This window comes from Arachidicoccus ginsenosidivorans, assembly GCF_007971385.1.
GTDB classification, from domain to species: Bacteria; Bacteroidota; Bacteroidia; order Chitinophagales; family Chitinophagaceae; genus Arachidicoccus; species Arachidicoccus ginsenosidivorans.
Genome location: NZ_CP042434.1, coordinates 1,024,711 through 1,038,266, shown reverse-complemented (window position 1 = coordinate 1,038,266; position 13,556 = coordinate 1,024,711). Strand labels below are relative to the sequence as shown.

At 40.2% G+C, this 13,556-nt stretch carries 9 protein-coding genes; all 9 read left to right on the top strand.

Annotated features, from left to right (window positions below; genetic code table 11):
* The first annotated feature begins 49 nt into the window (after positions 1-49).
* Entirely contained in the window at positions 50-763 is a 714-nt protein-coding gene (locus FSB73_RS24075; RefSeq protein ID WP_225974466.1) for a sulfatase-like hydrolase/transferase, read from the top strand.
* Complete coding sequence (locus FSB73_RS24070) at positions 724-1,530, top strand: sulfatase-like hydrolase/transferase (RefSeq protein ID WP_225974768.1); 807 nt, start codon at positions 724-726, stop codon at positions 1,528-1,530. The genes FSB73_RS24075 and FSB73_RS24070 overlap by 40 nt, the downstream gene beginning before the upstream one ends.
* 274 nt (positions 1,531-1,804) lie before the next feature.
* Positions 1,805-4,162, top strand: coding sequence for a TonB-dependent receptor (locus FSB73_RS26250; protein ID WP_146780248.1), 2,358 nt, complete (start codon positions 1,805-1,807; stop codon positions 4,160-4,162).
* A 60-nt stretch (positions 4,163-4,222) separates the two neighbouring features.
* Positions 4,223-5,641, top strand: coding sequence for an HmuY family protein (locus FSB73_RS04120; protein WP_146780247.1), 1,419 nt, complete (start codon positions 4,223-4,225; stop codon positions 5,639-5,641).
* Between the two features lie 56 nt (positions 5,642-5,697).
* Positions 5,698-6,636 (top strand): DUF6607 family protein, encoded by a 939-nt coding sequence (locus tag FSB73_RS04115; RefSeq protein WP_146780246.1) that lies wholly within the window; start codon positions 5,698-5,700, stop codon positions 6,634-6,636.
* Positions 6,637-6,866: 230 nt separating this feature from the next.
* The gene (locus FSB73_RS04110; RefSeq protein ID WP_146780245.1) at positions 6,867-7,433 is read left to right on the top strand and encodes an RNA polymerase sigma-70 factor; all 567 of its coding nucleotides are present in this window, start codon (positions 6,867-6,869) and stop codon (positions 7,431-7,433) included.
* 31 nt (positions 7,434-7,464) lie between these two features.
* Positions 7,465-8,493, top strand: a complete 1,029-nt coding sequence (locus FSB73_RS04105) for a FecR family protein (RefSeq protein WP_158639407.1) — start codon at positions 7,465-7,467, stop codon at positions 8,491-8,493.
* Between the two features lie 176 nt (positions 8,494-8,669).
* Positions 8,670-12,023, top strand: a complete 3,354-nt coding sequence (locus tag FSB73_RS04100) for a SusC/RagA family TonB-linked outer membrane protein (RefSeq protein WP_225974465.1) — start codon at positions 8,670-8,672, stop codon at positions 12,021-12,023.
* A 22-nt stretch (positions 12,024-12,045) separates the two neighbouring features.
* A complete protein-coding gene (locus FSB73_RS04095) occupies positions 12,046-13,512 on the top strand; it encodes a RagB/SusD family nutrient uptake outer membrane protein (RefSeq protein ID WP_146780242.1) in 1,467 nt (488 codons plus the stop codon).
* Positions 13,513-13,556: the final 44 nt, after the last annotated feature.

The window sequence follows — 13,556 nt, the reverse complement described above, 5'->3', positions numbered from 1 at the left end:
GATGAAATCCATTAAACTAATCTTAATTTGCTTTTTAGCTTTAGCTGTTTTGAAATCTTTTGCTCAGCAAAGGCCCAATGTGCTTATTTTGTACACAGATGACCTGGGGTATGGTGACTTAAGTTGTTATGGTGCTTCGGCAATTGCTACCCCCAATATTGATTACCTGGCAGCAAATGGAAGACAGTTTACGGATGCACATTGTACAGCATCCACCTGTACACCTTCCAGGTTTTCTATTCTCTCAGGTAGGTATGCCTGGCGCAAAAAAGGGACAAATATTCTTCCTGGTAATGCCAATCTGGTGATTCCTACAGATATTATGACCTTGCCTAAAATCTTCCAACAGGCTGGGTATCTGACAGGGGCTGTTGGCAAATGGCATTTGGGATTAGGAGAAAAGTTTCCCATTGACTGGAATCATGAAGTTAAACCAGGACCCAGAGAAGTAGGTTTTGATTATTCTTTTATTTTTCCTGCCACCGCCGACAGAACACCCACAGTTTTTATGGAGAATCAAAAAGTGGTTGGACTGGATCCTCAGGATCCTATAGAAGTCAGTTATAATAAACAGTTTGCAGGAGAGCTGACCGGAAAACAGCATCCTGAAATGCTGAAAGTTCAAAGTGATCCACATCAGGGACATTCAGGACATATAACAAATGGTATTGGGCGCATCGGTTTTATGACAGGTGGCAAAAGAGCTACCTGGACGGATGAAGAATTAGGGGGACATTCAACACAAAATCAATTGATTTTATAGACCGGAGTCTGGCTGCTAAAAAGCCATTTTTTCTTTATTATGCCATTCAAAATATCCATGTTCCCCGGATGCCGGCTACCATGTTCAAAGGAAAGAGTAAACTAGGATACAGAGGTGATGTGATCCTGGAGATGGATCACAGCGTGGGGGTTATTATCCAGGCGTTAAAGGACAGAGGGATATTAGACAATACCCTGATAATTTTTTCCAGTGATAACGGCCCCGTATTAAATGATGGCTATCTGGATCAGGCGGTAGAAACTGCAAAAACGGAACACTATAAACCGGCAGGGCCGTTCAGAGGGGGCAAGTACAGCGCACTGGAAGGAGGTACCCGGATTCCTTTTGTTGTTTATTGGAAAGGAAAGGTAAAACCCAAGCAAACAAATGCCTTATTTAGCCAGATGGATCTGATGGCCAGTTTTGCCGCACTTTTGGGCCAGAAATTACCGACAGATCAGTTTACTGATAGCAAGGATTATCTGGGGACTTTACTGGGAAAATCTGAAAAGTCACGTTCAGAGATTGTAGAACAGGCCGCAAATATGACGCTGTCCATCGTCAAAGACGGCTGGAAATTTATTGAACCGCATAAAGGCCCCGCTGTTTTATCCGGGGTGGATATAGCATCAGGCTATAGTGAAAAACCGCAATTATACCATCTGGTAAATGACCCTTCAGAATCTGAAAACCTCGCAGAAAAGTATCCAAAAAAAGTTAAAGCGTTGCAGACGCGTCTGGAGGCGATTAAAAAGGAATTGGAATAAATGGCCAACCGAAAAGGGTAACAGCATAAGACCATATTTCATTTTATAAGTATCCTTCTGTGGAGAAATATATTTCTTTACAGAAGGATACTTGTTTTAAGCGGGGTTATTTATTAGGAGATCTGTCATGGGAATTTATAGTCGTTATTGTGCTGAATTATTTTCAGTGTTGGCAGAAGCCATTATAAGATTTCCTGATTGCGACAGTTATTTTCCTTTTTCGGTAAATAAAGAAAGTTAATTAGCACCAACTTCGCAGCCGAAATATTATTTTATGAATCAGGCTGGATCAGGCATGCGATTATTATTAATTGTCTTTCTATATATGATTATAGGGAAGGAGACCCTGTTGGCTAAATCTGTTGTCATAGCTGATTCTTCCGTCGTTCTAACAGGGATTGTATACGATTCTGCCACGCGACCTTTATCTGGTGTGCAGGTGAAATTAACTGCGCCTAATGGGACGCTATTCAATACAACTGACGAAGCTGGGCGCTTTGTATTTAATGGTTTGAAAAAGCAACGTGTTACACTGGCCCTCTCAAAAGCAGGTTATAGGAGCGTTTATCAGCAGATAGATCTAAATAAGGCAACCACGAAGTTGCATATCCAATTAATTTCTTTTGCGTCTAAGTTGCAGCAAGTCGTGGTCACAGGTACGATTGAGCCCGTAGGATTACAAAAATCCATCTACAGGGTTCGGGTAATTGACCATAAGGCTATTGAACGCCGGCATGCTGCAGATGTATTAGATGTACTTAGAACGATAACGGGGGTTCGATTATCTACCGACCAGACTTTAGGCGAAACGGATATTTCGCTGCTAGGTATGAGTGGCGAGAATATTAAAGTGTTACTGGACGGTGTGCCACTATTAGATAGAGGCGCCACCAGAAATAGCTTAAGCCAGATTGATCTGCATAATATAGAACGAATTGAGATTGTAGAAGGCCCATTGTCTGTTATGTATGGTGCTGATGCGTTGGCTGGAGTGATTAATATCATCACCAGGCGGCAGGCAGTTGATACAAGCGCTTTGAAAGTGCCGAAGCTTGGTCGGCTTGGAATAGATTTGAATCTGCTGGAACAAACAGCCGGAAAACAGTATCAGTTATTTGATAAGCAGGGACAACATAATGGAAACTTGTCGATGCACTGGCAAAAAGGAAAGGTGTTTGCAGATGGCTCCCTGACAAGGAATAATTTTGGGCGCTGGCAGAAAAAAGAAAATGCCGGCAAACGGACCAAAGATTGGTTACCCAAAGAGCAATGGCTAGCCAGTGGTCGCGTTGGTTTTCAGGGGAAAAAATGGACGGGTTGGTACCGTTATCAGTACCTGCAGGAAGATATTTGGTCTTATGGAGAAGTGAACCCCAATACGTCCACGGCCACAGATAAGGAATACCTGACAGATCGAACGACCGAACTGGTTAATCTGAGCTGGACACCCAAAACGGACTGGCATTTTAATCTGGATGGATCCTATCAAGGCTATAGCAGGCGGACGCGTACAACGACATTTAATACGGAGACTAGTGTGCGTAATTTGATTCCGGACCCGGCGTTGCAGGAAAAATCAGATTTTAATAGCGGATTTGTGCGGATAACCGGGCATCGCAGGATGAGTGAACGACTGGAAATTTTAACCGGGATAGAACTTGCTCATGAGAAAGGCTCAGGTCCCAGAATAGAAGGAGAACCAAGCATCGATAACTATTCACTGTTCTTATCTGGTGATTATAAGCCAACTAGTTGGATGGCTATTAGACCTGGCCTTCGCTTTAGTAAGAATTCTATTTACGATGCGCCACCGGTGATCCCTGCGCTCAATGCTAAATTTAATTTAAGCCATGATCTATCCGTTCGCTTATCCTATGCAAGAGGATTTAGGGCCCCTGCACTCAGAGAATTATATTTCTGGTTTTTTGACGCCAATCACTCCATTAAAGGCAATGAAAATCTAAAAGCAGAATATGCACATGCTTATGCTGCGTCCCTTAGCTGGCATCGTTTCCCAGCCGAAGGCATACAGTATACAGCCGATTGGAATATTTTTTATAGCGATTATCGCAACCGCATTGAACTAGCGATTGATCCTGCTTTAGGTACCAATGTTTATTCTTATATTAATCTGGCTAAATATAAAACCTTAGGAACATCCCTTCATGGAAGCCTGCAAAAAGAGGGTCTGCATGCCGGACTTGGTTTCTCCTATATCGCCAAATACAATACTTATGTGGATGACGAAGATTATAAAGACGGTCATTTGCCAACGTTTATCTGGTCGCCTGAATTAAGTGCAGATCTTGATTACACTTTTGCCCGTCCCAAACTGGAACTTTCTATGCAATATAAATTTACAGGCACCCTGTCTCAGTATGAGATTGATGAAATCAATGGGAAGCAACAGGCATATTTAGCCAAAACCGCTTCATTTAATTGGCTGGACTTCTCCCTCTCCAAATCTTTAATCAAAAGCCTTAAACTCAGCGTTGGGGTGAAAAATATTTTTGATATAACCGATATAAATAATACCAGTATGGGGGGCGCAGAGGCGCATAGTACGGGTGGCCCATTGCCGCTCAGCTATGGCCGAAGCTATTTTGTAGCGGTCCATTGGCACTGGCCTTAACGGATAATAATCAAAACCTCATCTATTTCTATTTAAAATTTTCACGTAAAATCAATTATAATGCAAAAATTAATACTTAAATCAAGTACATTGAAACAGGCAGTACTGCTATTGGGTGCGATTATCGTAACACTTAGTGCCTGTAAGAAAGATGATCCGCCTGTAGCGGCCAACCAGATTCAGTTTGAGTCCAGTAAGATTGGTTTCAGTGCCGATGAATCCAAAGTAGAAGTACACTTAGAATTATCCAGAGCGGCGGACGCTGCTGGAATAGTAGAATTACAATTGAAAGAAAACGGAGTAGCGTATGGGGATCAATACGAAACCGATCCGGCTGTATCTGCTGGCGTGATTAGAATACCTTTTGAACAAGGAGCGCAGGAAGCAGTATTTACAGTCACTAAGAAGGCCGGAGTGCATTTGGATGGTGATGAGTCATTGGGATTTGCCATTAGCTCAGTTGGGTCATCATTGGTCTTAGGAGCCAATGACTCTTTAAATGTGGTATTCTCAGCCATTGTTTCTGAAGGGAGTACCATGAAATTAAACGGAGGTGAGGGCGGTAGTGCTGCAGAAAATGTGGTATTTGTTGACCTGAGCGCTAATAAGCAGACAGCTGTAAAACGAATGAGCTGGGACCTGGGCTTTTTTAATGGAGATGATTTTAGGGTGGTCCTTAATAATACCTTGCCAGATGCAATGGCAGTGGCTATTGACAAGACGGATCTGAGTCAGGTGACTGCCGCAGATACCGCCGGTATTGTACTTACAAGTACTTTTACTGCTGCAGATTTAGCAAGAGTAGATGATTTTGGTGGAGACTTAACCAAAACAGTGATCAGTGCCATCTCTACTGATCCGGGGGGCAATAAAGTGTATATCCTCAACAGAGGGGAAGCAGCGGCCCATACGGATGGCAAAAGAGACTGGATGAAAATCCGTATTATTCAAAAGGATGAGGGCTATCAGCTGCAATATGCTAAAATTGCTGATGCTACTTTCAAAACGGTAGATATACCCAAAGAAGATACGCATAATTTTTCTTATGTGACCCTGGACGGCGGCAGTCAAGTAAATGTAGAACCTGCTAAAAATAAATGGGATTTTCAGTGGGGAGTAGGTGCTTATTATACGGGCAATGAAGGCAGCACGATTTATTATCCATTCTCTGATCTGGTTTTCATCAATAACCGGGACGGTGTACAGGCAGCTGAGGTGAAAACTGAGGCAGTTAAGTATGACGCTTTTACCGCTTCAAACCTAAGTGGTCTTAGCTTTAGTGGACAAAGAGATGCTATTGGGGAAAACTGGCGTGCAACCACAGGAACCTCTATAGGTGTTTATACCGACCGCTATTTTATCATCAAGGACCCTATCGGTAATTATTATAAACTACGCTTCAATAATTTTACCAGTCAGGACGGCGGCACCAGGGGTTATCCCAATATTGAATACGCCCTTGTGAAAGCAGCTGAATAACATGTACAATTTTGAATATATATAAAGCAATTAAATCATCTAAAAATTTTATTATTATGCATTTTTATAAAAAAATATTTCCCTTATTAATCGCAGTACCGGCAGGACTTATTGCCGGGCATGCACAAACGTCTCAGGATAAAGCTTCAATAGACAAACTATGCGGCTGTTTTGCTGTAACCTTTAACTATGCAGAGACTTTTACCAATGATACCAATAATACGTTCAAGTCCCATCCAAGGGATAATCGGCCGGTAACTGAATATGAGCTGCCCATTATTAAAACACCAAAAAGGGTAGTGATTCAGCATATTTTGGTGGTACCGGGCGGTACGGTTATTAAACACTGGCGCGAAGACTGGAATTATGAACAGACGGTGCGCTGGGAATATATTAAGGATCACACCTGGAAGAAGGTAAAATTGTCACCTAATGAAGTAAAAGGCACCTGGACACAATCGGTATGGGAAGTAACAGATGCGCCCAGGTACATGGGCGCCGGAAAATGGGTTGATTTGAATAACCAGACTTTCTGGCTGAATACGACAGACGCCCCCCTTCCCAGAAGAGAATATACCACCCGTAAGGATTATAATGTCATGAACAGGACCAATCGGTTGGTGGTTACTGAAAAGGGGTATACCCATGAGCAGGATAATAAAAAGGTAATTCGTGTGGATAACCAGCCGGATAGCATTCTTGCTGAAGAAAAAGGCTATAATGATTATGTGCGGTTGCCTGAGGTAGACTGCGCTGCGGCCAAAACATTCTGGACACCTGAAAAGGCTGCCTTTTGGTCAAACGTTCACGGTGGATGGGATGATATATTAGAAAAGGCCAGTTTTGTGCAACTGAAAGGTAAGGTGGACGGTAAAAGGCTTTATGAAGCCTTGGATGAGCTGGAAAATACCCTTTCAACAACAAAAAGCAATGATCAGAAGGCAATGATTCGTCAATTATTGGACAAATACGTAAGTACACCACAAAGCTTGTAGCCAATTCGTTCGGGATTCAATATTTATAGAACAAAAGCGTAGGGAAATGATCTGAATATAAACGGGTTATAATTCTTACGCTTTTTTCAGTAAATATATTTTGCCAGAAAGGCGGTGATTGAAATTATTTAGGGGAATATCAAAATATTAATAAATTTATTTGGGTGTTAAAATAAAAGCAATATCTTTAACAGATGCTTATCAACCCTTTGAACCCAAAATAATGTTGTATGGATTTGGTCAACCAATTGCAGCAAGAAGGCTTACCTGTATTTAGAAAGATATTTGATACCTACCATCATAGGGTATATAATTATATTTATGGCAAAACAAAGTCTGAATATATGGCCGAAGAAGTAGTGCAGCTTACTTTCATTAAAATCTGGGAACGGCGAATGTCATTACCTGGGCATATAGAAATGGTAGCGTTGATATTTCAGATTGCGAATACGACCTTAATAGATATGATTCGCAAGTATGAAAGGAAAAATCATTTAATGGTTTTTGGGGAAGGAACACATGAACTGGAATCTGCACAAGTGCTGCCTTTGTTGTTTTTAAAGGAAACGCAGCAAAAGCTAAATAACTTGATTGAAAGTTTGCCACCAACTAGAAGAGAAGTGTTCAGGATGAGCAGATTTGAGGAAATGAGTCATAAAGAAATAGCCAATAAATTGTCTATTTCCCCAAAGACTGTTGAGAATCATATTAACTTAGCATTGAAGTATATAAGACCTTTCTTTTCTCATTTTTTGTCAGTTTTTTTAATTATTATAGCCAACCTCTTCAAATTTTAATAAGGACATAATGGTGGTGAACGATGAGATAATGAAAAGATTTGTGGAAGGAGGGCTTTCTGAACAAGAGGAGAAGCTTGTCATGGAATACCTGCATGAACATCCAACTTATTTTGAGCAGTATTGCAAGGAGCATCCAATATTAATGGAGGATAAATTTAATGACCCACTTGAAAGGGAAAGGTCAGATCATATCTTAAATAGCGTTTATGCTGGAGTTTATCAAAACAAAAAAGTGCGCTCCAGGCGAGTGTTGTGGATATCTGGGATGGCTGCGGCCTCTATATTGTTATTTTTGTTAGTTTTTAAGAGGGAAAAGGGCCTACCAGATAGTGCGACTGTTCATAATATGGCCATAGCCAAAATTACAAAAACAAACACATCAACAGGAATTGAACACTGGATATTGCCGGACAGTTCTCTGGTAGATGCAAAAAGTGGTGCAAGTATCACTTATCTGCCTGAGTTTAGCAACCGTAAAAGAGAGATTTTTTTGAAAGGAGAGGCCGTTTTTACAGCGCACCATGATTCATCCCGAAGTTTTGTAGTCGTTTGTGGTGAAGTAGCCACTACAGCATTAGGAACTCGTTTTAATGTAAAAGAAGAACTGGATAAGGTGACTGTTGTTTTATATGATGGGAAAGTAATGGTCCGTTCAAATAATAGAGAGGGTGATAAAAATAATTATTGTTATTTAAGCCCTGGGATGTCCACTAGCTATTATAAAAAACAACATAAGTTCATTACCACAAGTAATTTTGTTAATAAACGTCTGACTACTAAGGATAAAAATCTAAATAAAAACCTGTCATTAGGTGTAAGCCAATCTCAGATAGTCACGCTTGATAATGTAACCATGCAAGAAGCGCTGGACAAGTTAGCCTTACAATATAATGTAGAGATTCAATATTCCCCAGCGGATATTCAGCACATGAATATTATTGCAAAAATTCCCAAAACTCAATCAATCAAACACATTTTGCAAAATATTTCAAGAGCTAATGGTCTGGATATGATAGAATTAGATGACAGTACGTATCTGATTGAGAAAATCAAGTAATACATATCGCAAGATAAAGCCTTATTTACCCAAAAATTTTTTATTATTTTTTTGACACGATCTTAAAAAAAAATTAATTTTTTTTAGGGGATAAGTCATTTTTCTACGTATTCCTTTTGAAAGAGATTACCCAATTTTTATAATACGAAAAAATGGTGCAACTAAAATCAAGGCTTTTGAGCAGTATCTGCTTATTGCTTATAACTACATTTTCTTCCATTACTATTTTTGCCCAGCAGCCAACATCGGTGTCAGGAGTCGTCAGTAATGAAAAAGGTGAACCTTTGCCAAATGTGGGTGTCAAGATAGAAAACCTGACTACCCATAAGGGTTCAAATCAAATGACAGATACTGTAGGTGCTTTCAGAATAACCGGGCTGGATCCAAAACAAAGCTATGTCTTCACCTTTACAAGTGTAGGGTATAAATCCAAAAGGGTGTCAGGCTTTAAATTGAAGGCTGGTGAGAATACTTCTTTGTTGGTTACCTTAGCGGAAGATCCGGCTTTTTTAAAGGATATTGTCATTACAGGGTTTCAAAATGTAGATAAAAAGCGATTTTCTGGTTCTGCCGTAAAGCTGAAAATAGAAGATGTGGAAATGCACGGACAGTTGGATGTCAGCCGTATGTTGGAGGGTAAAGCGGCCGGGGTCTCTGTTCAGAATGTTTCTGGGACTTTCGGATCAGCTCCCAAAATCAGAATTCGTGGTGCCACCTCTATTACTGGCGATAATAAACCGCTTTGGGTGGTAGATGGAGTCGTATTGGAGGATGTGATAAACATCTCTAATGATCAACTGTCCAGTGGCGATCCCGCAACCTTGTTGGGATCATCCGTTGCCGGGCTTAATGCCAACGATATTGAGAGTATAGATATACTAAAAGATGCGGCGGCTACAGCCATGTATGGTGCCAGAGCGATGAATGGAGTAATTGTAATTACCACCAAAAAAGGACGCATTGGCAAACCCCGTATAACCTATACCGGGAATTTCAGCAGTCAACTAAAACCGTCCTATAATAGTTTCGATATCATGAATTCTGCAGATCAGATGTCCGTTTATAATGAAATGCAAAATAAAGGTTGGTTGAATTATGCCGATTTGGCCAACGCGGCCGATGCAGGTGTTTATGGAAAGATGGCTGATTTAATTAATACTTATAATGCAACCAATGGGACTTTTGGTTTAGAAAATACGCCAGAGGCCAGAAATGATTTTTTGCGTAGATATGCCGCGGCCAATACTGACTGGTTTGATTTGCTTTTCAGAAATAATTTTATGCAAGAACATAACCTGAGTATATCTTCTGGGACAGAATATGCAAGACATTTTCTTTCACTTAGTTATTATAACGATAATGGATGGACGATTGCCGACAAAGTAAAACGTATAACCCTTAATTTTAGAAATGACTATAAATTAGGTGATAAGTTGACAGCTGGATTTAGCACTGTAGGGTCTTATAGGTCCCAAAGAGCCCCCGGCGCCTTGACAAGAATCAGCAATCCAGTGGAAGGAGCCTATTCCAGAGATTTCGATATTAACCCATTCAGTTATGCCTTAAATACCAGCCGTACATTGACGGCCTATGATGAAAAAGGGGACTTGGAATATTTTAGGCGCAATTATGCACCTTTTAATATTATCCATGAACTGGAAAATAATTACATGAAACTCAATGTGATTGATGCAAAATTGCAAGGAGAATTGGGGTACCAGTTTAATAAACATTTCTCTTATAAATTCCTTGGATCTATCAGGGCGGTAAAGACTTTGACCGAAAGTTTTGTAAAAGAATCTTCCAATATGGCTGAAGCTTACAGAGCGAATCCTAATTCTGTCGTTAATGGAGCCAATAAATATTTATACAACGATCCTGATTTTCCGAATAATCCGGCCGTAGTGGTATTGCCTGAAGGAGGGCTATATAATAGGGACCAAAGTGATTTGATTAGCTTTAATATTAGAAATACCATAAGCTATAACCAAACCTTTAATACCAAACATTATGTTTCTGTTTTTGCAGGTCAAGAAATCAGGTCCGCACATAGAGAGCAGTTTTTCAATAAAGGATACGGTTATCAATATGATCGTGGTGGGGTGCCATTCATTGATTATAGGATTTACAAAAAAACGCTGGAAACAAATGATTACCCATATGGATTGACGCCAACTGATGACCGGTTTGCCGGATTCTTTGGGACGGCCAGTTACAGCTATGATAACAAGTATAATGTAGGTGTTAATGGGCGTTATGATGGATCTAATAAATTAGGAGAATCCAGGACTGCGAGGTGGTTACCCACGTGGTCAGTAGATGGGTCCTGGAATTTAGATCAGGAGAAATTTATAAAGCCATTGAACTTTATAAATAGTCTTAAATTAAGAGCTTCCTATGGTCTTACAGCAAGTATGGGAAATGCGACAAATTCAGCGATAATTATCCGAAGTGGAACGACAATCAGACAATATTCTGTGGATAAAGAAACAGAGCTGGAATTGTCCAGCCTGGAAAATTCAGAGCTGACCTGGGAAAAATTGCACACGCTTAATTTAGGCATAGACGGGACGCTGTTTAACAATCGACTAAATTTTGCCTTTGATTGGTATAAGCGTAAAAGTTTCGATCTGATTAATACGGTTAAGACCTCCGGAATAGGAGGCGAAGCTTTCAAAAATGCAAATTTTGCCGATATGAAATCTGATGGTGTGGAGCTCCAGCTAGGGGGTGATCCGATTAAAACAAAGGATTTTAAATGGCATACCAATTTCACATTTGGTATCAACCATACCTTAATCACTCGAGCCGAGAATATTCCAAGAATCATCGACTTGATTATGCCTGAAGGAGGTTTTATTGATGGCTATCCAGCAAGAGGATTATTTTCAATTGATTTTAAAGAATTAAAAAAGCAAGTCGGTACGCCTTTATTCATTAATGAAGATAGTTTGTTGAGTAATAATGTGTATTTTCAGTCTCAAACCACCAAGTATCTAAAATATAATGGTCCGGTGGATCCGACCTTTACCGGTGGCTGGAATAACTCGTTTACATGGAAAAATTTCACCTTGAATGCTTTCTTTAGCTTTCAGGCCGGAAACAAAATACGGTTGAATCCTTCATTCTTTAGTGCGTATTCCGATCTTGATGCCATGCCCAATGAGTTCGTTGATCGCTGGGTATTGCCAGGCGATGAGTCTATGACACGTGTCCCTGTTATCTCTGATAAAAGAATAGAAACCCTGACAGAAGGCTATCCTTATAATGCCTATAACTACTCTACGGAACGAGTAGCAGATGGAGGGTTTGTTAGGATGAAGACGATCTCGCTTTCCTACAAATTGCCACAAAAGGCCGCCAAATCCGTTGGAATGCAAGGTGCTTCTGTCATGCTTACCGGTTATAATCTTTGGATGCTTTATTCAGACCCTAAGCTGGAAGGACAGGATCCTGAATTTTTTAACGCGGGCGGTGTTGCCCAACCCATTCAAAAGCAGTTTACGTTAACTGTTCAGGCTTCCTTTTAATTAAATTCTAAAACTAAAAGAGATGAAATTTAGATTGATATATATTGGCATACTGGCTACATCCATTGCAGTATTGGGATGTAACAAGTTTTTGGACAAATTGCCTGATAACCGAACTTCTCTGAATTCAGTTGAAAAGGTATCAGAATTGCTGACAACTGCATATCCCCAGGCCTCATATATTCCTTTTTTAGAGGCCATGTCCGATAATGCGGATGATAAAGGGGAGGGACGTGTTACTTTTGATCAAGACAATAGTGATGCGTATCATTTTAAGGATATTATTAAAGATGCACAGGATACACCGGAATATTATTGGATGCAGGCATATGGTGCAATTGCTGCTGCTAATCAAGCCTTGGACGCTATTAGCAAAGCGTCTGATCCTGATGCCTATGCGGCCCAAAAAGGCGAGGCTTTGGTATGTAGAGCATTTGCACATTTTATGCTGGTAACATTATTTGCGAAAGTTTATGATCCGGCTACTGCTGCTAGTGATCCAGGAATCCCATATGTAACAGAGCCTGAAACGGTTGTATTTAAAAATTATGATCGAGGTACGGTTAAGGATGACTATGATAAGATTCAGCAGGATTTAGAAGAAGGGTTGCCTTTACTTGCGGGTCGTGAATATACTGCACCAAAATATCATTTTACTACTCAGTCTGCCAATGCATTTGCTACTCGATTTTATTTATTTAAACAGGATTATCAAAAAGTCGTTGATGCAGCAAATGCAGCGTTTCCTACCGGTAACTTTATTAAAAATATGCGCCCTTGGTTGAGTGTATATTCAAACCTTTCTTATGATGAGATGAAGGCTATTTATACAAAAAGTTCTGAAAATGCGAACTTATTATTAATTCAAGCGTCTTCCTGGTGGGACAGGAATTTTGCAAGTATGCGGTTTGGTATGTCGGATCCATTGTCCAGCAAGATATTTGGCAAGAATGTAACAGGTAATAGTTCCTGGGCTATTCCGATTTATGGACAATCTGATTACCACAATGTTCCAAAATGGTCCTATTTTTTCTATGCGCCTGAAAATCCAAATTTTGGTCAGGATTATTCGATGATTCCTCAATTTACGACCGAGGAGGTTTTGTTGAACAGGGCCGAGGCTTATGCTAGATTGGGACAGACTGATAACGCAGTTAAGGATTTAAATACTTATGCTAGTCAGCGGTTTAAAAATTATAATCCGACTTCTAATGCGGTGACAGTGGATAAGGCAGAAACTTATTATGATTTAACGGACCCTAAACAAGCATTGGTGAATGTTGTTTTAGACTTTAAAAGAGCTGAATTTGTGGAAGAAGGACTCAGATGGCTGGACATTATCCGTAACGGCCTAACGGTTAAACATTATATAAGGAATACCAGACAAGCAGTAGTGGATAGTGTTATTGTAGAACCTAATGACCCAAGAAGAGTATTGCAGATTCCACAATCTGCAGTATTATCTGGATTAGAACTAAATCCAAGGTAATGCCTTAAGCCGATACCTTATTTTGAATAAATAATAAAGAAATG